Source organism: Sphingobium sp. WCS2017Hpa-17, assembly GCF_031843765.1.
Lineage (GTDB): Bacteria > Pseudomonadota > Alphaproteobacteria > Sphingomonadales > Sphingomonadaceae > Sphingobium.
The window spans coordinates 36,306-56,481 of the sequence record NZ_JAVTIV010000019.1 but is presented as its reverse complement, the minus strand read 5'-3'; the positions used below and the strand labels follow the sequence as shown (position 1 = coordinate 56,481).

Sequence of the window (20,176 nt, the reverse complement as noted above, 5' to 3'; positions counted from 1 at the left end):
CCATTCCGCCATTACCACAGGAGATGACACTGACCGGATTTAGAGGTTTGCCTGTGATGATGGCGCCATCGCCCAATCGCCAAGACCCAGCCATTGGGCCATTCGCGCCAATTCTTCTTCCAAAGCGTCACGGCTGTCCGATGGTGCCCCCAGTTCGAAGTGCATAGACTGCACTATCAGCCTACTAGCCTTGCGATCCGCCTTGAGATCGACGCGCGCGACCAAGCTGTCGCCTAGCAGGAAGGGCAGGACATAATAGCCATATCCCCGCTTTTCGGCAGGGACATAGATTTCGATGCGATAGCGAAACCCGAACAGTCGCTCCGTGCGATCGCGCTCCCAGATCAGCGGGTCGAAAGGCACGAGAAGCGCCTGTGCGTCAATGCGGCGGGGACGCCGCGCATCCCTATGCAGCCAGGCATGACGCCAGCCGGGCACATGGACGGGCACTAATATCCCTTCTTCGGCAAGCGAATGGATCGCGGGCATGGCATCGCGCGGTGACTGGCGGAAATAGTCCCGCAGCTCGCCGCTGGTCGCGATGCCATGCGCCTGCGCTGCACATTGGATCAAGGCGCGATGCGCATCAAAGTCCGATGGTGTCGGCTGGTTCAGAATGGCCGCAGGGATCACCCGCTCTGTCAGGTCATAGACTCGCTCGAAATTGCCGCGCCGGCTGGCCGTAGTGATGTGCCCGGCCCAGAACAGCCATTCGAGCGCACGCTTGGTATCGCTCCACTCCCACCATCCCGTCTGGCCCTTGTGCGATTCGAAATCCGATACCGCCATAGGTCCGTCGATCCTAATTCGATCGAGGAGCGCCATCGCCTCACCACGCCGCTCGGTCGCGTAGACCCGCATGCCTGTCCAGCCGGTCTCCCCGCGATCGGCCTGCGCCATGCGCCAGCGAAGCAGCAGTTGAAATTCGACCGGCAGAAGCGATGCCTCATGCGCCCAATATTCGAAAAGTTTGCGTTCCCGCGGCTTGCCCCAGGCAAGGGCGTCCAATGCCGTGCGATCATAACATCCCAGCCGCGAAAAGGCGGGGAGATAATGGGCCCGGCTGAGAACATTGACGCTATCGATCTGGTGAAGATGAAGCCTGCCCAATAAATGCCGCAGATGATGGCGCCCGGCCGCACTAGAACGCTTCTGCCCAAACCCTTGAGCGCCCAAGGCGATGCGCCGCGCCTGTGGCTGTCCGATATGTTCGATCGCTGTCACGGCTCAAGGGTTAGATACGCACTCGGGTCAACGCAATTGCATGGTCGCTTCAATTAACAGAGCCGGCGGCGGTATTGTCAGCATTGATCGTGTCAGCGCCCGTCTGGCCTGTCTCAAAGAACCCGAAGCCGACGGCAATGAACAACAGGATCGCCACCAGGATCAGGCTGATCATCAATATGTTTCGCGTCATTCGGGTTGGCGAACCGCTGCGCGCTTCTGTCGTAGACATGTGCGTTACAACTTCACCATCTTCCTTTTCCTTATGCATCATCATTCTCCTCTTTAGTCAGAACTGCCGTCAGGATGCTCTGTTCCGCGCAGGAAAAGCGTGCTGATCTGCATCAAACAATGGGAACACAGGCCCGCGCGCATGGTTCTGCCGTACAAGCCGCGACAGCGCCGGCATCAGGAGGATCACACATGTCCGGACATGAAACCGATCAGCGAAACATCAAGACATGGGGCGATCAGGATCTGGTCGAGGCTTTCCTGCTGATAGCTGACACCGATCAGAACGCATCCCTCGATCAGGCCGTTCTTGGCGAGATGAACCGCCGGGCTTCGGGCGGGCACCATGATGCTGCGACCTCGACGGAGCGACCCCGCCTATGGGATTATGGCCGGGACCGCTAGACGCGGCGTCATTGCCGCAACCATTTGAGTAGCCGGCGCATTCTTTCCTTATTCCCATTCGAGCAGGAGACCATCCTTGCCCAATATGCCTATGGGCTTCAGGCCCTTTCTGCATCCCTTGCATGGCCTGCTCCTCGCTTTTCCCGTGGCGCTGTTCACGCTCGCGCTGGTGACCGACATCACCTATCTTCAGACCGCAGAAATCCAGTGGACCAATTTCTCCTCCTGGTTGATCGTGGGCGCCCTGCTGGGTGGCGGTTTGGTGCTGATCTGGAGCATCATTCTCGCGGTTGTCTCCCGGCGTCGGGCGCATCGGCGGCCATCGTTGATCTACGCGGGGTTGATCGCCATCATGTGGATTGCGGGTCTGGTGAACGCGTTCCAGCATAGTCAGGACGCCTGGAGTTCGGTTGGCGTCACCGGTCTCATCCTGTCGATCATCAGCGCGGCCCTTGCCCTGACGGCCAGTTGGGTCGCTCACCGCACCGTTCGGGAGATGGCACGATGAGCATCACTCCTATGCGCAGCCTTTATGCAGCCCTTATCACGCTCGCGCTGGCCGGATGCGGCAGCAGCCAGCCTGGGCTTGACCAGACCGGCGCCAATCCCGACCTTCCGGGAAAGCGTCAAACGCTTGTGCCGCCGATCAGGATCGCGACGCCCGAGGGCTGGGATGGCGAAAGCCCGACCGCGCCACAGGGCTTCACCGTGACCGCACTGGCAACCGGCCTCAAGGTGCCACGCCAGACGCTTGTCTTGCCCAATGGCGACATCCTGGTGGCAGAAGGGTCAGGCGGCAGCGCCCCGCTCATGCGCCCCAAGGATGTGATCGCGGGCTATATCAAGAGCTTAGGCAAGACGCCGGTAAAGGGCGGCAATCGCATCACGCTGCTGCGCGATGCCGATGGCGATGGCAAGGCGGAGGTGCGCACCACCTTCATTGACGGCCTCAATGCGCCCTATGGCCTCGCATTCGTGAACGGCAGCCTCTACGTCGCCAATCAGGATGCCCTGCTGCGTTTCCCCTATCGAGATGGCATAACACGGATCGCCACCCCCGGTCAGGAAGTCACCAAGCTGCCGTCCCGCCTCAACCATCACTGGACCAAGGCGCTGACGGCCAGCGCCGACGGCACGAAACTCTATGTCGGCATTGGCTCGAACAGCAATGTGGGCGAGCGCGGGATGGCGGTCGAAGAGGATCGCGCCGTCATCTGGGAAATCGACCGCGCGACCAGCGCGCATCGCACCTATGCCAGCGGCATCCGCAATCCCACGGCGCTTGCCATCAATCCGCAGTCGCAGGCGCTCTGGTCGGTCGTGAACGAGCGGGATGAGCTGGGGCCGCAGCTTGTGCCGGACTATCTGACATCCGTGCGCCCCGGCGCCTTCTACGGCTGGCCCTACAGCTATTGGGGCAACAATATCGATCCGCGCGTCCATCCCCAAAACCCAAAGATGGTCGAAAAGGCGATCCGCCCAGACTATGCTCTGGGCTCGCATGTTGCTGCGCTCGGCCTCAGCTTCGTAACCGGGACCGGCCTTGGCCCGTCCTTCACGCAGGGCGCTTTCGTCGGGCAACATGGCAGCTGGAACCGACAGGATCTGTCCGGCTATAAGGTCGTATGGGTGCCGTTCGCCAATGGTCTGCCGGCAGGCAAGCCAGTAGATTTCCTGACCGGCTTCATCAAGGACGGGCACGCACGCGGCCGCCCGGTCGGCGTGACCTATGATCCGTCGCGCGGGAGCCTGATCGTCGCCGACGACCTGTCGAACACGGTCTGGCGGGTCGCGCCCGCCCGTCCCGTCCAAGCCCGTTTCGCGCCCGCGCAATGATCGCAGCCCTGCGCTGGCGCGGACCAGTCGAGATCAGCGCCAACCCTGAATGGCAACAACTGGCGATCTACGCCGTGGCCGCTGCTGTCGTCCTCATCATCCTGTTCAACATCCCGTTCGTCGGCCGCATCTTGCGCACGCTGTTCTCGGTCGGGTTGCTGGCGCTCTGCCTCTTCTTTCTGTTTCAGCAGGCGCCGTTCGATCCGACCCTCTCTCGGATCAGGGCACAGCTCGGCCTCGACGACCAGCGCGTGACCGGCAAAGATGTGCGCATCGCCATGAGCCCCGATGGCCATTTCTGGGCACGGGTGTCGATCAATGGGGTCCAGCGCCGCATGCTGATCGACAGCGGCGCGACCATCTCGGCCATATCCGAGGAGACCGCGGCCCAAGCGAATGTGGTCAAGGGGACCAGCTTGATGCCGGTCGTTCTTCAGACCGCCAATGGCGCAGTGCGGGCTGAAACTGGTTCGATCGACCGCCTCACCGTCGGCTCCATACAGGCGCGCAACCTCAAGACCGTCATTTCTCATGCGCTTGGCCCGATCGACATATTGGGCATGAACTTCTTGTCGCAACTCGCCTCCTGGCGGGTCGAAGGCAGAACCTTGATCCTGGTCCCCGCATCCCCCTGATAGCGACGCCAAGCCGGAGCGCAAAGCGCCGTGGCGCGTTGATCCTGTCTGGTGTGAAGGGAATATGATGCTACGCCGATTTCTGATTGCTGGTTCGATCCTTGCCCTGTCCCTGCCACTCGTCGCCTGCGACATCGTCACGACCCAGAACAGAACGGCATCGGCTGGGCAGGCAGAGTGGACGGACGGCAATCTGCGCCAGCTGCGCGAAGCGATCGACCGCCGTAACCAGCATGGCCTCGACCATTTCAAGTTCGAGGCCAAGGGCGACGGACCGGAGGCGCAGACGGAGCTTGCGCTGCGTTATGCCGCTGCTCTGGCCCACGGCGTGAGCGACCCCACGACACTCTATGACGTCTACACGGTCCCGCGCTCGAACCCTGATCTGCGCGCGGGCCTTGCCAGAGCGATGGCGGACGGCAAGCTGTCCGACTGGCTGGAAAGCCTTGCGCCGCAGAGTGAGGAATATCGTGCGCTCTCCAAAGCCTATGTGGCGCTGAGCCGGCAGGCGGACGCGCCCGCTACGGCTATCCCTGCCACGAGCAAAGCCATCGAGCCGGGACAGAGCGATGGCCGCATTCCCGCCATCGCGCGACAACTGGTCGCGTCCGACTATCTCGACAAGGGGCAGGCGGGCGGCGAGCGCTACAGCGAGCCGATGGTGCAGGCGATCAAGCGGATGCAGCAGGATTTCGGTATCAAGCCCGATGGTTCGATCGGCAGTCAGGCATTGGAAATCCTGAACCTGTCCGATGCGGATCGCGCGCGCGCCATCGCCGTCGCCATGGAACGCACACGCTGGCTCGATCGCAATCCGCCCGCCACGCGGATCGACGTAAACCTCGCCGCCGCGCGCCTGAGTTACTGGCGCGAGGGCAAGCTCGCCAATGTCCGCAAGGTCGTGGTCGGTGAGCCCGACACCGAAACCCCGCAGCTAGGATCACCCATTTATCGGCTGGTGGCGAACCCGACCTGGACGGTGCCCCGCTCGATCGAGCGCAAGGAGATCGCCGGAAAAGGCGCGGCCTATATGCGACGCAACAATATGGTCCGCAAGGATGGGTGGATCGTCCAGCAGCCAGGGCCCAAAAACTCCCTTGGCCTCGTCAAGTTCGACATGAAGAACGAGCATCAGATTTATCTGCACGATACCCCAGCGAAGCAGTTGTTTGCAGAAGTACAGCGCCAGCGCAGCCATGGCTGCGTCCGGGTCGAAGATGCAGAGGGCTTTGCCGCAATGCTGGCGCAGGACGCGGGCATTACGGATCAATGGAACAAGGCCCGTGCTACGGGCAAGGAGAGCTTCGTCCCCCTGCCCCGCGAGATACCGGTTCGCCTACTCTACCAGACCGTGCTGTTCGATGATCAGGGCGAACCGGTGGTGCGCGCCGATCCTTATGGCTGGAACGACAGGGTTTCGGTCGCGCTCGGCTTCAAGGCCGGCAGCGGCGCGCGCCTGCGTGGCTCAGGGAGCGATATCGGCCCCTGAGCCGCGAGCTAGCCGTTCCAGCGGCGCACTGCCCCGGTATCGACATGGACGAACCCGTCATCGGGATAATAGCCGACGCCTCCAGCCTTCAGGGACAGTGCCGCTTTCTGAAGGTTGGCAAGGCGGACATTGCGAAGCTGGATGTCCACTGCCTTGCCCCGCATATGCTGGCTCTTCGACGCAACGCCATGGCTGCCGCGATGCAGCCGGGCGTTGGTTTTCGGTGAGCGATAGCCGGAGATCAGCGTGAAATAGGCTCGCTTGTCCGCACCTGTCGCCGCATGCAGTTGCACCAGCGTATCGAACAGATCGGTATCCATGCGGGTCACTTCCCCGGTGCGCCAGTCGCGCAGGAAATGATTGAGTTCCGCAATCCCCGAAGCCCGCAGTCGTCCGCCCGAAAAATAGCAGACGTCTACCTTCTCTCCATTGTGCGCATTGCGAAACAACAGGCGCCGCTCCGGCAGAGCAGCCCATGTGGTGGCAGGAAAAAGCTGCGCTGCACCACAAGCAGCGGCGCCCAGCAGCACCGCCCGTCTATCCATCAACATGGTAGTCGTTCGTCCCGAAATCGTGTCAGGGAGATAAAGCCGCACCCGCGCGTTACTTATCTCACTGAGATATAGGGTGCATTTTCCGAATGAAAAGGTGGGTTCCATGGCACTGTCTGATTTTGGCCACCGCTGGCCTTATGCAGATGACGGCTGGCGCAGAGGTGCCGACCCCGCCACAAGCCCCCTCCTCCGCCTTCCGGGCGACCAACATTGATCCGTCTATATTTCGCGTTCAGGTCCAGTAGGACCGGGCGGGCTTTGGCCCAGGGGTCATCGACGGGCGTAAGGGACGTTTCTTCACAGCGGCGGTGACGGGCTATCAGGCTGCGCAAGGCCTGACACAAACCGGTGAGCTTGATGATGCGACACGGGCCGCTCTCGACAAGGACGATGCCCCTGCCCTCATGACCATGGTGCTGAAGGATGATGCCCTCGCAGCCGATTTCACGCCCGACATTCCTGCAAAGATCGTCGACAAGGCCACTCTGCCCAATCTGGGGTATCGCGATATCGTGGAACGGCTTGCCGAGCGCTTCCATACGACGCCGCAAATTTTGCTCGCGCTCAATCCGGCACTCAAGGCGCCGCAGGCCGGTATGGAACTGCGACTGCCAAGCCTGATCCCGGCCGATAGGGCCTATGACAACAGCCTGTCGCCGCAATGGCGCGACACGCTCGCGACGCTCAACATCAGCGCGCGACAGCCCCAGGCCGCGAAGATCGTCGTCGACAAGTCCGAAAGCCTGCTCAAGGTTTTTGACGCTCAGAACCGCGTTGTTGCGCAATTTCCCGCGACGACCGGAAGCGACCATGATCCCCTGCCGATCGGCCAATGGGCCATTGAGGCGATCGCCTTCCTGCCGACCTTTCATTATAATCCGGACCTGTTCTGGGATGCCGCCGAAAGTGACGGTAAAGCCGTGTTGCAACCCGGCCCCAACAACCCCGTCGGCGTAGTCTGGATCGACCTCGACAAGCCCCATTATGGGATTCATGGCACGCCCGAACCGGCCCGGATCGGACGCTCGCAAAGCCATGGCTGCGTTCGCCTGAGCAACTGGGATGCGGCCCGTCTGGCCCAGATGACCAGCACTTCAACGCAGGTCATTTTTCAGGAATGAGAACTCGTTAGTTTTTCTCGTCCGCTGCCTCGCTATCACCCCGCATCTGGCCATGCGCCCACACTGCGAAGAGACCGGTGCCTCCAATGATGTTCCCGGCAAGCGCTGGGAGAAGAAAGTCGAGCAGCATGTCCGCAACCGTCATGGAACCGTTCAGCCAGAGAAAGGCAGTCTGCGAAAAGCCGGTCACGACATGACTGAAGCCGCCAAGCGCGATGACATAGGTCAATAAAGAGATGACCCAGAATTCACTGCCTTTTGCATTGGGCAGGAGCCAGGCGATGGATGCCATCAAGAAGCCCGCCGGGATACCCAGAGTCAGCGTTTTGAAGCCCTCCTGCGCGGGTACCTTTTGCAGGATATCGATCGCCACGAGCCGCTGCTCATGCGTGATGATGACCTCACCCGCCATCAGCGCGACCACGATCAGCACGCCGATGAGGTTCGCGGTCAATACGACAGACCACAGCCTTGCAAGCCGCGCCAGCCCGGCAATGCTGGGCCGTGCCGCCACGGGGAGCACAGCAGTCACAGTGCTCTCGGTAAAAAGCTGTAGCCGCCCCATGATGACGATCACATAGCCGACGGGATAGCCCAACAGATAGACAAGTTCGGCCCAGCGCTCATCGGGCAGACGCATACGCAAATAGAGTTCCGCGAGCAGCGACATGGTGATGGCCAAACCAGCTGCGAGACCCGAAAGCAGCAGAGCAACGACGGGCCGCGCCAGTTCCTCCTCACCCTGGAGCCGCACGGCCTCATGCACGACCATATGCGAACTGGCCTGCCGCCTTCGCACATCCCGCGCCTCATCGGGCGAAAGGGCATCGTCAGGCTCGCCGGGATCGTCCATCGGCGACTGATCCGGATCGGATGTCATCGACTACAGCCCAGACGAAGCCAGGAAGCGGGGCCGGATTGAACCTTGCTCCGCTTCATCATCCGCTCAGGCGGCCAGTGCCAACAGCCTTGACACACCAGGTCGAGCCGACTGACGGGTCTGAATGCGGTCAAGATAGGCGAAAATGCTGACAACGGCATCTTCTTCATTATCAAATTCGCTGCGCGCCGTTTCCAGCACACCACCATCCATTAGGGCCTCGAGCGCCATCCGTGCCCGCGCGACCCGGCTCTTGACCGTACCCACAGCGACGCCCGTGATCTCGGCTGTTTCCTCGTAGGAAATGCCGCCGGCACCGACGAGGATCAACGCTTCGCGCTGCGGCTCGGGCAATTGCAAAAGCGCGCGCATGAGGTCACGCAGTTCAATACTGGTATCCTGCGAAGCGGGCGCGGCCAGAACACGTTCTGCCACCAGGTCATCCCAGTCGCCGGTGAAGCGGCGGCGACGTGTCAGGCTGAAATAGTGATTGCGCAGGATCGTGAAGGTCCATGCACGGAAATTCGTGCCAGCGACATAGCGTTGCCGAGCGGCCCAAGTCTTCATCATCGTTTCCTGGACAAGATCGTCCGCCAGATCATGGCTGCCGCAGAGGCTGCGGGCGAAAGCGCGCAACTGCGGGACGACCCTGGTCAAATCTGCTTTGAAGGCGGCATCGGAAAGACGGACAGGCTCAGCCTGCGATGCGATGGTGTCCGACATATAATTCCCTTCAAAACTATTCTAGAAGATGAACATTTCGATAGGGTATCGGTTCCGGCACCCATGTCGCCCCCATTTTCGATTGCCCGTTTGTTGCGCCGCAGAAATGTTTGAACCTCCCGACAATTGACGGGTTGGGAGAGAATATAACGCAGGGAAGCGACAGGGGATTATCACATCAAATGGCGCGGATGCTGCTTCTGACCATGCTGGTCGCTGCTCTGACCGGCTGTAATGCACAGCAATCGACGCTGGCAGTATTTGGTGCCGATGCGCGCGCAATCCGGCACATCGCGATCATTCTGACGTCAGGCGCGATCCTCATCCTGGCAATCACCGCCGCCCTCTATGTTCGGGCCGTCCGTGCGTCCGAGCATAGTCTCAGCCATGAACAGGGCATGCGCATGATCCTCTGGGTCGGGGCGATCGGGCCGACGCTCATTCTGACTGCGCTCCTGCTTTACGCTTTGCCTGCCATGCGTCCCCGCCCGGCCGATCCGGGCGATCTGATAATCCGGGTGGAAGGCGAGCAATTCTGGTGGCGGGCTGTCTATCGGCCGTCCGATAATGCACCACCATTGTCTTCGGCCAACGAAATTCGCGTACCCGTCGGCCGGACGGTCGTATTCGAACTGATGGCCAAAGACGTGATCCACAGTTTCTGGATCCCTGGTCTTGCCGGCAAGATGGACATGATCCCTGGCCGCACCAACCGGCTAGTGGTGAAGGCGGAGAAGCCGGGACGCTATCGTGGCGTCTGCGCGGAATTTTGCGGCCTCAGTCATGCGCTGATGGCGTTCGACGTGATCGCGATGGAACCGGCCGCCTTCGATACATGGCTGGCCGATGCCCGCGCCGTCGTCCCGCTGCCTGCCATCGCTACGCCTGGCCGCGTTCTGTTCGACGCGCAGGGATGCGGCGCTTGCCACACGATCCGTGGAACGCCCCATGTCGGCACCATCGGTCCCGACCTCAGCCGCTTTGGCGAGCGGCTGACGCTGGGCGCTGGTATATTGCCGCCAACCATCGACAATATAGCCGCCTTCATCCGCACGCCGCAGCAGGCCAAGCCCGGCGTGCGCATGCCCGCCTATCCGCAGCTCAGCCAAGAGGATGCCAGCGCTATCGCTCATTATCTCAAGGGAATGAAATGAGCCTGCACGATCAGGACGATCCCGCGCTCCGCGCCGCACAGGAAGACCGGCTCCGCGCGGTATGGAAGCCGCCCAGCGGCCTGTTCCTGCGCTGGACCGACTGCAACAACAACCGGGTCGGCGTTTGGTATGTGCTAACGGCCTTCGCCTTCATGCTGTTCGCTGGCGTGCTGGCGCTCATCATGCGCACGCAACTGGCCGTGCCCGACAATGATCTGGTGAGCGCAGGGACGTTCAACCAGCTCTTCACGCTGCACGGCTCGATGATGATGTTCCTCTTCGCCGTGCCGATGTTCGAGGCCGTGTCGATCATCCTCTTGCCGCAGCTGCTGGGCGCGCGCGACCTGCCCTTTCCGCGCCTCTCGGCCTTTGGCTACTGGTCCTTTCTGCTCGGTGGGGTGTTCGTCGGCGGCTCCATCTTCTTCAACGCCGCGCCTGATGGCGGATGGTTCATGTACCCGCCGCTCACCACGCGAACGGACCTGAGTGGCCTTGGCGCAGACATCTGGATGCTGGGCCTGTCCTTCATCGAAGTCTCGTCGGTGGCAGCGGCCGTCGAGCTGATCGTGGGCGTGCTCAAATGCCGGCCGCCGGGCATGCAGCTCAATCTCATGCCGCTCTATGCCTGGTACATCCTGGTCGTGGCAGTGATGATCCTGTTCGCCTTCCCGCCATTGATCGCGGGCGACATATTGTTCGAGATGGAAAGGCTGCTGAACTGGCCCTTCTTCGACGCGAACCGGGGTGGCGATCCTTTGCTGTGGCAGCATCTGTTCTGGATATTCGGCCACCCGGAAGTCTATATCGTCTTCCTGCCATCCATCGCGCTGTTCGCGATGCTGGTGCCGACCTTCTCCAACCGCCATCTGCTGGGCTATCCCTGGATCGTGCTGGCGGCGGTGGGTACGGCCTTCCTGTCCTTTGGCCTGTGGGTCCACCACATGTTCACGACCGGCTTGCCCAAGATCAGCCTCGCCTTCTTTTCCGCTGCATCCGAAGCCGTGGCGATCCCGACGGCGGTGCAGATATTCGCGTTCATCGCGACGCTTTGGGCGGGCCGCGTCACCTGGTCCACGCCTCTGCTCTATGCGACGGGCAGCCTCGCCATCTTCGTCATCGGCGGCCTGACCGGCGTGATGGTCGCCGTCGCGCCCTTCGACTGGCAGGCGCATGACACCTATTTCATCGTCGCCCATCTTCACTACGTGCTGATCGGCGGCACACTGCTGCCTCTGTTCGCGGGGCTCTATTATTACTGGCCGTTGATTACAGGCAAGAAGCTCTCTGACCGGCTCGGCCGCATCGCCTTCTGGATGCTGTTCGTCGGCGCGAACCTCACTTTCTTCCCGATGCATTTTTCGGGGCTCATGGGTATGCCGCGCCGGGTCTTCACCTATCCGGCTGAACTGGGGCTTGACGGGCTCAACATGGCCTCGACTCTTGGAGCGTGGCTGTTCGCGTCGGGCGTGGCGGTGATCTGCGTGGACCTGTGCCTCTCGCCCCGCCGGGCGAAGGCGCAGCGCAATCCCTGGGGCGCCGGAACGCTCGAATGGCTGGCGCATCCTGATGACGAAGATTGGGGCATCCGATCCATTCCACTTATCGAAAGCCGCTACCCGATCTGGGATCAGAAGGATTTCGTGCAGAAGGTCGACGAGGGCCGCTTTTTCCTGCCCGACGCGGAGGAAGGCCGTCGCGAAACGATCGTGACGACCGTGCTCGACGCCCGACCGCTCGCGGTCATCCGCCTCGGCACGCCCAGCGTCACCCCGATCCTGACCGCCCTGTCGCTTGGCGGCGTCTTCATCCTGACCACCTATCATCTCTATTGGGCGGCGCTGGTCTGCGCGGTTGCGACATTGGCCTGCGCCATATGGTGGCTGTGGACCGGCACGGCCGAAATCCCGGAAAAGCCGTGCAAGCCGATCGGCCATGGGATCGAACTGCCGCTCTATATCTCCGGCCCCGCCGCGCCGGGATGGTGGGCGATGTTCATCACCATGATGGCGGATGCGACCGCCTTTTCGGGCCTGGTCTTCGGCTATTATTTCTTCTGGACCCGGCATGCCGATTTCCCACCGATGGCCATGGCGGACGGGCCGGGCATGTACTGGCCGATGGTGGCGCTGGTGCTCGGCGTGACAAGCTGGCTCGCCACCATCGCCGCGCGTGAAGTCCATGCGCGCGGCGACGTCGGGATCGCGCGCCTGTTGCTGATGCTGGGCATAGCGACCAGCCTCGCCGGGATCGCCGCAGGGCTTGCCGGGCCATGGACCCACGGCATGGACCCGGAAAGCCATAGCTACCCGGCGATCGTGTGGACGCTCACCGTCTGGACGGTCGCCCATGCGGGCATCGCCGCGATCATGCAGAGTTATGCGCTGGCCCGCAGCATCGCCCGCCGGATGGACCCGCAGCATGATGCCGACATCCGAAACGTCACCGTCTACATGCATTTTTTCGCCCTTACCGCCATCGTCGCCTATGCGACCATCGGCCTGTTCCCGAGCCTGTCATGACGGATCGCCGCCCCCATTGGTCCGAACGACTGAAGGTCACGCTGTGGACGCTGATCGTGCCGCCGACCATCTGGGCGGGGCATTTCCTCTTCTCCTATCTTTGGGCGGCCATATCCTGCGCGAAGGCGGGCGCCTTTGCGACCTTCCCTACCCTGTTCGTCGTCGGCACCGTCCTTGCCCTGACCCTGATCGCTTTGTCCGGCTGGATCGCCTGGAATCAGGGCCGCATACCCGGCGCCAGCCCGCCGCATGAGGATTCTACCGATATCGACCGGCTGCGCTTCCTTGCGAAATCGACGCTGTTGCTCGCGTGCCTCAGCTTCGTAGGCGTGCTCTTCACGTCCCTGCCCGTCATCTTTCTGCGAGATTGCCTGTGAGGCGGGCGTGTCTCTTCACCGGCCTCGCGCTCTTGCCATTGGGCCTCATCGCCAGCGACATGGGCATGACCGGGCATATGGTTGCCCACATGACCGCCGTGGCTGTCGCCGCGCCGCTGATCGCCTTTGGCATATCTGACACGCGCGCCGACCCGGCGATGCGTTTGCCGCACATCGTGGCTCCCATGGCGATGATGCTGGTCGAACTCGCCACCGTCTGGCTCTGGCACCTGCCCGCCCTGCGCGCCGCCGCTCATGAATCGTGGATGGTCATGGCGATCGAACAGGCCTGCTTCCTCGTAGCTGGCCTGCTGCTCTGGTCATCCGTCCTGCATGCGCCACAGCGGATCGCCGGCATCGGCGCCTTGCTGTTGACCTCCATGCACATGACCCTGCTGGGCGTCCTGATCGGCCTCGCGCCGCGCCCGCTTTACGCGCATCACGGCACCTATTTCGGCCTCGATACGCTGGCCGACCAGCAATTGGGCGGCGTGATCATGCTAGTCATCGGCGGCGCCAGCTACATGATCGGCGGCCTCGTCCTGCTCGCCGGATTGCTCACGGCAAGGGAGGATGCGCCGGCATGACCATCCGCATCACCTGGAAACGCGTGATCCTGACGATCGCCATCCTGTTCGCGGCGGGCATGGTCTTTGCCTGGTCGGGCACGATGCAGATATCGGCGTCCTCGGGCCACTGGAAAGTCACCGACTGGTTCCTGCATTGGGTCATGCGCAATTCGGTGCGGACCTATTCGGCGTTCCAGACCCCCGAAGGCCAGGCGCCCGATCGCGACCTGATCAGCGCCGCCGGCCATTTCCGTCAGGCCTGCCAGGTCTGCCACGGTGCGCCCGGCATGAAGCCATCCCCCGTCATGCAGGCGTCGACGCCCCCTGCCCCGGATCTGTCCGTCACCGCGCAGGAATGGACCGATCGCGAACTGTTCTGGATCATCCGGCACGGCGTCAAATTCACCGCCATGCCGCCCTGGCCCGCCGCGGAGCGCGATGACGAGGTCTGGCGGATGGTCGGTTTCGTGCGCCGCCTGCCCGGCATGACGCCGAAACAATATCGCACGCTGATTCAGGAAACCCTGCCCGTCGATCTGCCGGGCACACGCCCCGGCACGCTGGCCGCCTGCACCTCTTGCCATGGCAGCGACGGGCGCGGTCGTGGCCAGGCCGATATTCCCGTGCTGGGCGGCCAGAAACCGGCCTCTCTTCTTGCGGCTCTGCGCAATTATGCGTCTGGCACTCGCAAGAGCGCGCCGATGCAGGTGGCCGCTGCGACACTGACCGAGGGAGAGATGGAGCGGCTGGCAGCGCATTTCGCCGCCATGCCGGGGCTTGCACAGCGGCCAATCCCGACCTTGCCTATCATAGCGAAAGGCGATCCGGCGCGGCAGCTTCCCGCCTGCGGCAATTGCCATGCGCCCGGCAAGGACGCGCCTGCGCTGTCCGGCCAAAAGCGAACCTATCTCGCTGCCCGTCTGCGCCAATGGCAGGGCGATCCGACCGTGATCGACGCACGCAAGCCCGCAGATGGCATGGCCGTCATCGCGCGCCGGATTCCGCCGGATCAGATCGATGCGATCGCTGCCGCTTTCGCTGAACCATGAGCTTGCCAGACCGGAAAGGATTGCCATTGTCGACCATCATCAACCGCCGGCAGGCAAGCGCCATGCTGGCGACCGCTGCGTGGGGGATGACCGTGCCGGCGCGAGCAGCGCCCCCTCGCCGCCTGTTGCTGCGTGGTGCGGATCATCTGCTGACGATGACCGACACGCCGCGCCCGAAAACGGACCTGCTGATCCACCAAGGGCGGATCGAGGCGATCGGTCCCGGCCTGCCTGCGGGCGATGCGGACGTGATCGACCTGTCCGGCCATGTCCTGATGCCCGGTTTCGTCGATACCCACTGGCATATGTGGAACACGGCGGCGCGGGGGCTGTGGCGCAGCGCGAAGGGCGGCTTCATGCCGACCCTGGCCGCGATATCGCCCCATTTTACGCCTGCCGACGTCGCGATCGGCGTGGATCTGGCGCTCGCCGAGGCGGTGAACAGCGGCATCACCACCGTGCACAACTGGGCGCATAATGTGCGCAGCCCCGCCCATGCGGATGCGGAGATCGCCGCCATGATCCGATCCGGCGTTCGCGGTCGCTTCGCCTATGGCTACGCCCAAGATGTCAGCAAGGACCAGTCGATGAACCTTGACCATCTGTCCACGATCGCGCGCAGGCCGCCATCGAATCTCGTCTCCATCGGAATCTGCGCGCGTGGCCCGGATCGTTCGGCCCCGCCTGTCTGGCAGGCGGAATGGGACGTTGCGCGCCGGCTGGAGCTGCCGATCTCCACACATATGGCGTCCGATCCGAAATCGGCCGCAAGTGGCGGCATTGCGGCACTGGCGGCGCGCGAAGGCCTGGGGGCCGAGGTGCAATTGGTCCATCTGACCGCCGCATCGCGCGCCGACATGGATCGCGTCGCACAGGCAGGATCGCCCGTGTCGATCAGCCCTTGGACCGAATTGGAGGTCGGCTATGGCGTGCCGCCCATAGCGGACATGATTGCCGCAGGTCTGCTGCTTGGCCTGTCCGTCGACAATATGGTGCTGGCGGGACAGGCAGACATGTTCTCGGTGATGCGCCTGTCGACGGATCTTGCACGCGGGCTCTCTCGCAATCAGTTGTTGATGGAGGACATGGCCGCGCTGCGCTGGGCCACGATAGATGGCGCCCGAAGCGTGGGTCTGGGGCAGCAGGTGGGTGCGCTGGCGCCGGGCATGCGCGCCGATATCATTGCGGTCCGGGTGGATGCGCTGAACACCGCACCCGCTGCCGATCTGCCATCGCTGCTGACCCATGCCGCCCGCCCCGACAATGTGTCGCTCGTCCTGATCGACGGCATTGTGCACAAGCGCGACGGCCAGTTGGTGCGGGTAGATCTGCCGGCGATCCGTGCCAGAGCAAGCGCATCCATCGCAAAAATTCGATCGGCCGCTGCCATCTAGAGCTTCTGCTGTGCATGCCATGTGGCCCTTTCGTCGTTTCGCGCGTTGTTCGGTAGCAACGATCCAGAAAGAAACCATGTCTCACTTCGATCGAAGCCCCGCGCACAAGGAAGCTGACGAATGATGCGAGGAGCCGCCTTCGCGCTACTTTTGCTCGGCGCCTGCGACGCGTTGCCGCGCGACCCGGCCGGCACATCGACACAGATCGAGCGTAGCCGCATCTTCACCGTAGCACTGGCCGATCCCGCCCTTCGCTCCGCGCCGCAGGTCGGTAGGCTTGTCGAAGAGATTGAGCGGCGCACCAAAGCGCGCGCGCAATGGCGCAGCGGTTCGGGAGAGCCTCTGTTCCAGCAACTGGACGAAGGCAGGATCGACCTCGTCATCGGCCGCTTCACGGCGGACAGCCCATGGGCGACGGACGTCGCCTTCGCGCCTGCCCTTTCGACCAGCGGCACCAAAGACGTGCCGATCGAGCTGAAAGCCGCGATGCGTAACGGCGAAAATCGCTGGATCATGACGGTCGAGCGCGCCAGCCGCGCGATATCGCAGGAGGCACGCGACCAATGAGCCAGACCAGCCTGCCGCAGGAATTGCGCGAGCCGATGGCCAGGGCGATCCGCCTTGAATATTGGAACATCTTCTGGACGCTCACCATCATCGTCACGATGGGGCTGGTGCTCGGGCAGAGCGAGACGATGAAGACCGCCTGGATCGAAGATACGCTGGGCCTCGTCCCGCCGGTCATGTTCCTGATCGCCGCACATATGGAGCGCCACAGCCATCGCTCCCGCCGCTACCCTTTCGGCTTCGAGCGGGTCAACGGGCTTGGGTTTTTCGTGGCGGCGGTCGCACTGACGGCGGTCGGTGGGCTGTTGCTCTATAATGCGCTGATGGCGCTCGGCACGCAGGAGCATGCGACCGTCGGCTCGATCGTCATTCTGGGGCACGATCTATGGCTCGGCTGGCTGATGCTCGCCGCGCAAATCTATTCGCTGATCCCCCCCCTGTTCATCGGCCGCAAGGAATTGCCGCTGGCAAAGCAGCTCAATGACAAGCTGCTTCATACCGACGCGCTGATGAACAAGGCCAACTGGCTGACGGGCGCGGCGGGACTGGCCGGCATCATCGGCCTCGGCCTTGGCTGGTGGTGGGCGGATTCGCTCGCGGCGGCGATCATTTCGGTCGATGTGCTCAATGACGGGATCAAGGCCCTGCGCTCCTCCACCGCCGAACTGGTCGACGGCGCGCCTCGCGCCCTGTCCAGCACGGACCTGTCGCAGGACGCGCAGAAGGTGCGCGATCGGTTGCAGGCGGAATTTCCTGATGCCACCGTCCGGCTGCGCGAAACCGGACGGCTGATCCGGGCCGAAGTGCATGATACCCACCCACCGTCGGAATGCCGCCATCCCCGACATTATTGGCCCGACGATGAGGATAGAGCCTGGCGACTGGCGCAGGTCAGCTTCATCCCGCCAATGGAGGCGGACGAGAAAAGCTAGATCGGCGGCGGTTGACGGATCGCATCGGCCTGTTTCTCCGGCCGTATATAGATGGAAGTCAGCTCCGGCACGCGTGCTTTCATCTCGCGCTCGATATCCTCGATCAGGCTTTCCGCTTCACCCATCGGCAAATCGTCGACGAAATCGGCGCTGATCGCCACGAATACGGCGTCGGGCGCCGTGTGAATGGTCCGGACATGGTTGACCGCGCTGATCTGCGGCCGCTTGTCGAGGATCGCCCATACAACAGCGACGATGGCGGGGTCCGCGCTCTCGCCGATCAACAGCCCCTTGGCCTCGCGCGCGAGCAGGACGGCGACACCGGCCAGGATCAGGCCGATCGCGATCGACGCCACACCGTCGATGCGGGGATCGGCATAATGATGGCTGGCCCAGACGCCGACACCGGCGATACCAAGCCCGATCAGGGCCGCGCTGTCCTCGAACAGAACGATGAACCCTGCCGGATCCTTGGACCGGCGAATCGACTGCCACCAGCTGCTCGCACCGCGTTTCCCGTTGAATTCGCGCACCGCGATGGCCCAACTCGTCCCTTCCAGAAGCACGGCGACGCCCAGTACCACATAGTTGATCGTCGGATCGCGCAGCGGCTCCGGCTGGGCGATATGCACCCAGCCTTCATAGATCGAGACACCAGCCCCCACCGCGAAGATCAGGATCGCGACGACGAACGCCCAGAAATAGAGTTCGCGCCCATAGCCGAACGGACGGGTGGCATCGGCGGGACGCTTTGCCTTGGCCTGGCCGTAGAGCAGCAAGACCTGGTTGCCGCTGTCCACAAGGGAATGCACACCCTCGGTCAGCATGGATGAAGAGCCGCTGATCGCCGCCGCCACGAATTTGGCGATGGCGATCCCGACATTGGCGAACAGGGCGCCGTAGAGCACGATATTTTCGCGAAACCTGTCCGATATACCGGCCATGCGGCTCAACCCGGATAGGGGCTGGATTGCAGCAAACCAGTCAGATGCGCGGCATTGCTCGCGACCATCTTCGCGGTCTTTGTCACCATATCCGGCGTCTCCTTCAGATCCTTGAAGTCGGTCGATCCCATCGCTTCGCCGACCCAATAGCAGGCAGCGACCGCCGGTATTGTCCAGCCGACATCGTTCAGCGCCTGAAAGAGCTGGGCAGACGAGAAATGCGCGCCGTCCTCATTGCCCACGATCGCCGCGACCGCGACCTTGCCATAGCTGGGCATCCGACCCTGATCATCGGTCTCGGACAGAAAAGCGTCCATCCGCTCCAGCACGCGCTTGGCGACGCTGCTGATCTGACCCATCCAGATCGGGCCGCCAAAGATGAGAATATCATGGGCGAGTATCTTCTTCCGCAACGCCGGCGAGGCGTCACCATCGCCTTCGTCGGAGGTTACTCCGGGCTTGATATCGAGCGCCGCGATCCGCACGGTTTCGCTCAACGTCACACCCTTCTCACCAAATGCCTTCGCCAGAACGGCGATCATGGCGTCGGTCGAACTGTCCTCGCCAGCATCCGCCTTAAGGGTGCAATTGAGCGCCAAAGCCGTGAGCGGCATCGATCATGTCCTTTCAGGTCTTGTCGACCGCGGGGTGCGACCGTCCGTTCATCGCAGAAAGAACTCTTGAGCCATCGATGGGTTCTTCATGACGAAGGAGATAATTGATGAGCGACACCGCACAGATGATCCATGAGGACGCGCTGCCCGGCCATGAGAGCAAACTCTCGGCCAAGCCCGAATGGCAGCCACGCTATATCGGATCCGATCGCCTTGCCGGGAAAGTCGCGATCATAACCGGTGCCGATAGTGGAATCGGCCGGGCGGTCGCCGCACTCTATGCGCGAGAAGGCGCCGATATCGCGATCGTCTACCTACTGGAAGATGATGATGCCGCAGAAACCAGGCGTATCGTCGAGGCGGAAGGACGCAAAGCGATCACCCTGCCCGGTGACCTTGGCGACAAAGCCTTTTGCGACGATGTTGTGGCCCAAACGCTGAAAGCATTCGGCAAGATTGACATCATCGTCAACAATGCCGGGGAGCAACATCCGGACAAAGACATCACCGACATCAGCGAGGACCAGCTTCGCCGAACATTCCAGACCAATATTTTCAGCATGTTCTTTCTAGTGCAGGCCGCCCGCCCGTACCTCAAGGCCGGCGCTGCCATCGTCAATTGTACCAGCGTGACGATGTACCAAGGCAGCTCCGAATTGCTGGACTATAGCGCGACCAAGGGCGCCATCACCGCCTTCACCCGGTCGCTTTCGGAAAATCTTGTCGGCGATGGCATCCGCGTAAATGCTGTGGCGCCAGGCCCTATCTGGACGCCGCTCAACCCCTGTGGGGGCGCCAGTCCCGAAAAGCTGGAGCATTTCGGTGAAAGTACGCCCATGGGTCGCCCCGGGCAGCCCAATGAAGTCGCACCATCATTCCTTTTCCTGGCGTGTGATGACTCCAGCTATATGTCCGGACAGGTCCTGCATCCCAACGGCGGTACTATCGTCAACGGGTAG

The 20,176-nt window shown here is 62.5% G+C and carries 22 protein-coding genes and 1 pseudogene; 15 read left to right on the top strand and 8 right to left on the bottom strand.

Annotated elements, in window-relative coordinates; all coding sequences use genetic code 11:
* Positions 1-39 precede the first annotated feature (39 nt).
* The 3 genes from RQH62_RS19915 to RQH62_RS19905 all read right to left on the bottom strand — a co-directional run bounded on the left by RQH62_RS19915 (position 40) and on the right by RQH62_RS19905 (position 1,803).
* Entirely contained in the window at positions 40-1,224 is a 1,185-nt protein-coding gene (locus tag RQH62_RS19915) for a DNA glycosylase AlkZ-like family protein (protein WP_311270392.1), read from the bottom strand.
* A gap of 49 nt (positions 1,225-1,273) precedes the next feature.
* A complete protein-coding gene (locus tag RQH62_RS19910) occupies positions 1,274-1,501 on the bottom strand; it encodes a hypothetical protein (protein ID WP_311270391.1) in 228 nt (75 codons plus the stop codon).
* 140 nt (positions 1,502-1,641) lie between these two features.
* Complete coding sequence (locus RQH62_RS19905) at positions 1,642-1,803, bottom strand: hypothetical protein (RefSeq protein ID WP_311270390.1); 162 nt, start codon at positions 1,801-1,803, stop codon at positions 1,642-1,644.
* Positions 1,804-1,945: 142 nt separating this feature from the next.
* Between RQH62_RS19905 and RQH62_RS19900 the strand changes: the two genes are divergently transcribed.
* The 4 genes from RQH62_RS19900 (at position 1,946) to RQH62_RS19885 (ending at position 5,820) form a co-directional block, all read left to right on the top strand.
* A complete protein-coding gene (locus tag RQH62_RS19900; RefSeq protein WP_311270427.1) occupies positions 1,946-2,368 on the top strand; it encodes a DUF2231 domain-containing protein in 423 nt (140 codons plus the stop codon).
* Positions 2,365-3,696, top strand: a complete 1,332-nt coding sequence (locus tag RQH62_RS19895) for a sorbosone dehydrogenase family protein (RefSeq protein ID WP_311270389.1) — start codon at positions 2,365-2,367, stop codon at positions 3,694-3,696. Before RQH62_RS19900 ends, RQH62_RS19895 begins: the two co-directional genes overlap by 4 nt.
* A complete protein-coding gene (locus RQH62_RS19890; RefSeq protein WP_311270388.1) occupies positions 3,693-4,331 on the top strand; it encodes a TIGR02281 family clan AA aspartic protease in 639 nt (212 codons plus the stop codon). Before RQH62_RS19895 ends, RQH62_RS19890 begins: the two co-directional genes overlap by 4 nt.
* Positions 4,332-4,395: 64 nt before the next feature.
* Positions 4,396-5,820 carry a L,D-transpeptidase family protein gene (locus RQH62_RS19885; protein ID WP_405053573.1) on the top strand — a complete coding sequence of 475 codons (1,425 nt, stop codon included), beginning with the start codon at positions 4,396-4,398 and terminating at the stop codon, positions 5,818-5,820.
* Positions 5,821-5,828: 8 nt separating this feature from the next.
* Here the strand turns inward: RQH62_RS19885 and RQH62_RS19880 are convergent, their stop codons facing one another.
* Entirely contained in the window at positions 5,829-6,371 is a 543-nt protein-coding gene (locus RQH62_RS19880; RefSeq protein WP_311270387.1) for a DUF882 domain-containing protein, read from the bottom strand.
* A 263-nt stretch (positions 6,372-6,634) separates the two neighbouring features.
* Between RQH62_RS19880 and RQH62_RS19875 the strand changes: the two are divergent.
* Positions 6,635-6,742: pseudogene (locus tag RQH62_RS19875) on the top strand (peptidoglycan-binding domain-containing protein); the annotation flags it as partial.
* 36 nt (positions 6,743-6,778) lie between these two features.
* Positions 6,779-7,495, top strand: coding sequence for a L,D-transpeptidase (locus tag RQH62_RS19870; RefSeq protein WP_311270425.1), 717 nt, complete (start codon positions 6,779-6,781; stop codon positions 7,493-7,495).
* 7 nt (positions 7,496-7,502) lie between these two features.
* Here RQH62_RS19870 and RQH62_RS19865 read toward each other — a convergent pair whose 3' ends face one another.
* A complete protein-coding gene (locus RQH62_RS19865) occupies positions 7,503-8,348 on the bottom strand; it encodes a formate/nitrite transporter family protein (RefSeq protein ID WP_311270386.1) in 846 nt (281 codons plus the stop codon).
* Between the two features lie 93 nt (positions 8,349-8,441).
* Complete coding sequence (locus RQH62_RS19860; protein WP_311270385.1) at positions 8,442-9,098, bottom strand: sigma-70 family RNA polymerase sigma factor; 657 nt, start codon at positions 9,096-9,098, stop codon at positions 8,442-8,444.
* 182 nt (positions 9,099-9,280) lie between these two features.
* Here RQH62_RS19860 and RQH62_RS19855 point away from each other — a divergent pair, with 182 nt between their 5' ends.
* The 8 genes from RQH62_RS19855 to RQH62_RS19820 all read left to right on the top strand — a co-directional run bounded on the left by RQH62_RS19855 (position 9,281) and on the right by RQH62_RS19820 (position 17,659).
* Complete coding sequence (locus tag RQH62_RS19855; protein ID WP_311270384.1) at positions 9,281-10,252, top strand: c-type cytochrome; 972 nt, start codon at positions 9,281-9,283, stop codon at positions 10,250-10,252.
* On the top strand, positions 10,249-12,771 hold the full coding sequence (ctaD, locus tag RQH62_RS19850) for a cytochrome c oxidase subunit I (RefSeq protein WP_311270383.1): 2,523 nt from the start codon (positions 10,249-10,251) through the stop codon (positions 12,769-12,771). Before RQH62_RS19855 ends, ctaD begins: the two co-directional genes overlap by 4 nt.
* The gene (locus tag RQH62_RS19845; protein WP_311270382.1) at positions 12,768-13,148 is read left to right on the top strand and encodes a hypothetical protein; all 381 of its coding nucleotides are present in this window, start codon (positions 12,768-12,770) and stop codon (positions 13,146-13,148) included. The genes ctaD and RQH62_RS19845 overlap by 4 nt, the downstream gene beginning before the upstream one ends.
* Positions 13,145-13,735 (top strand): cytochrome c oxidase assembly protein, encoded by a 591-nt coding sequence (locus RQH62_RS19840; RefSeq protein ID WP_311270381.1) that lies wholly within the window; start codon positions 13,145-13,147, stop codon positions 13,733-13,735. Before RQH62_RS19845 ends, RQH62_RS19840 begins: the two co-directional genes overlap by 4 nt.
* Positions 13,732-14,766 (top strand): c-type cytochrome, encoded by a 1,035-nt coding sequence (locus RQH62_RS19835; protein WP_311270380.1) that lies wholly within the window; start codon positions 13,732-13,734, stop codon positions 14,764-14,766. The genes RQH62_RS19840 and RQH62_RS19835 overlap by 4 nt, the downstream gene beginning before the upstream one ends.
* A gap of 26 nt (positions 14,767-14,792) precedes the next feature.
* A complete protein-coding gene (locus tag RQH62_RS19830) occupies positions 14,793-16,160 on the top strand; it encodes an amidohydrolase family protein (RefSeq protein ID WP_311270379.1) in 1,368 nt (455 codons plus the stop codon).
* A gap of 120 nt (positions 16,161-16,280) precedes the next feature.
* Positions 16,281-16,727 carry a hypothetical protein gene (locus RQH62_RS19825; RefSeq protein ID WP_311270378.1) on the top strand — a complete coding sequence of 149 codons (447 nt, stop codon included), beginning with the start codon at positions 16,281-16,283 and terminating at the stop codon, positions 16,725-16,727.
* A complete protein-coding gene (locus RQH62_RS19820; protein WP_311270377.1) occupies positions 16,724-17,659 on the top strand; it encodes a cation transporter in 936 nt (311 codons plus the stop codon). Before RQH62_RS19825 ends, RQH62_RS19820 begins: the two co-directional genes overlap by 4 nt.
* Here the strand turns inward: RQH62_RS19820 and RQH62_RS19815 are convergent.
* Together RQH62_RS19815 and RQH62_RS19810 are read right to left on the bottom strand one after the other, a co-directional pair.
* Positions 17,656-18,603: a cation diffusion facilitator family transporter gene (locus RQH62_RS19815; RefSeq protein WP_311270376.1), complete on the bottom strand. Its 948-nt coding sequence runs from the start codon at positions 18,601-18,603 to the stop codon at positions 17,656-17,658. The two genes, RQH62_RS19820 and RQH62_RS19815, sit on opposite strands and share 4 nt — an antisense overlap.
* Before the next feature lie 5 nt (positions 18,604-18,608).
* Complete coding sequence (locus RQH62_RS19810; protein ID WP_311270375.1) at positions 18,609-19,217, bottom strand: NAD(P)H-dependent oxidoreductase; 609 nt, start codon at positions 19,215-19,217, stop codon at positions 18,609-18,611.
* A gap of 107 nt (positions 19,218-19,324) precedes the next feature.
* On the opposite strand from RQH62_RS19810, the gene RQH62_RS19805 reads away from it, so the two are divergent.
* Positions 19,325-20,176, top strand: coding sequence for an SDR family oxidoreductase (locus RQH62_RS19805; protein ID WP_311270374.1), 852 nt, complete (start codon positions 19,325-19,327; stop codon positions 20,174-20,176).

What these genes read in the sequence shown, in the direction of transcription:
- RQH62_RS19910 (WP_311270391.1), bottom strand. Translation starts at nt 1,501, where the DNA reads ATGATGATGCATAAGGAAAAGGAAGATGGTGAAGTTGTAACGCACATG.
- RQH62_RS19905 (WP_311270390.1), bottom strand. Translation starts at nt 1,803, where the DNA reads ATGGTGCCCGCCCGAAGCCCGGCGGTTCATCTCGCCAAGAACGGCCTG.
- RQH62_RS19900 (WP_311270427.1), top strand. Translation starts at nt 1,946, where the DNA reads ATGCCTATGGGCTTCAGGCCCTTTCTGCATCCCTTGCATGGCCTGCTC.
- RQH62_RS19895 (WP_311270389.1), top strand. Translation starts at nt 2,365, where the DNA reads ATGAGCATCACTCCTATGCGCAGCCTTTATGCAGCCCTTATCACGCTC.
- RQH62_RS19890 (WP_311270388.1), top strand. Translation starts at nt 3,693, where the DNA reads ATGATCGCAGCCCTGCGCTGGCGCGGACCAGTCGAGATCAGCGCCAAC.
- RQH62_RS19885 (WP_405053573.1), top strand. Translation starts at nt 4,396, where the DNA reads ATGATGCTACGCCGATTTCTGATTGCTGGTTCGATCCTTGCCCTGTCC.
- RQH62_RS19880 (WP_311270387.1), bottom strand. Translation starts at nt 6,371, where the DNA reads ATGTTGATGGATAGACGGGCGGTGCTGCTGGGCGCCGCTGCTTGTGGT.
- RQH62_RS19870 (WP_311270425.1), top strand. Translation starts at nt 6,779, where the DNA reads ATGACCATGGTGCTGAAGGATGATGCCCTCGCAGCCGATTTCACGCCC.
- RQH62_RS19865 (WP_311270386.1), bottom strand. Translation starts at nt 8,348, where the DNA reads ATGGACGATCCCGGCGAGCCTGACGATGCCCTTTCGCCCGATGAGGCG.
- RQH62_RS19860 (WP_311270385.1), bottom strand. Translation starts at nt 9,098, where the DNA reads ATGTCGGACACCATCGCATCGCAGGCTGAGCCTGTCCGTCTTTCCGAT.
- RQH62_RS19855 (WP_311270384.1), top strand. Translation starts at nt 9,281, where the DNA reads ATGGCGCGGATGCTGCTTCTGACCATGCTGGTCGCTGCTCTGACCGGC.
- ctaD (WP_311270383.1), top strand. Translation starts at nt 10,249, where the DNA reads ATGAGCCTGCACGATCAGGACGATCCCGCGCTCCGCGCCGCACAGGAA.
- RQH62_RS19845 (WP_311270382.1), top strand. Translation starts at nt 12,768, where the DNA reads ATGACGGATCGCCGCCCCCATTGGTCCGAACGACTGAAGGTCACGCTG.
- RQH62_RS19835 (WP_311270380.1), top strand. Translation starts at nt 13,732, where the DNA reads ATGACCATCCGCATCACCTGGAAACGCGTGATCCTGACGATCGCCATC.
- RQH62_RS19825 (WP_311270378.1), top strand. Translation starts at nt 16,281, where the DNA reads ATGATGCGAGGAGCCGCCTTCGCGCTACTTTTGCTCGGCGCCTGCGAC.
- RQH62_RS19820 (WP_311270377.1), top strand. Translation starts at nt 16,724, where the DNA reads ATGAGCCAGACCAGCCTGCCGCAGGAATTGCGCGAGCCGATGGCCAGG.
- RQH62_RS19815 (WP_311270376.1), bottom strand. Translation starts at nt 18,603, where the DNA reads ATGGCCGGTATATCGGACAGGTTTCGCGAAAATATCGTGCTCTACGGC.
- RQH62_RS19810 (WP_311270375.1), bottom strand. Translation starts at nt 19,217, where the DNA reads ATGCCGCTCACGGCTTTGGCGCTCAATTGCACCCTTAAGGCGGATGCT.
- RQH62_RS19805 (WP_311270374.1), top strand. Translation starts at nt 19,325, where the DNA reads ATGAGCGACACCGCACAGATGATCCATGAGGACGCGCTGCCCGGCCAT.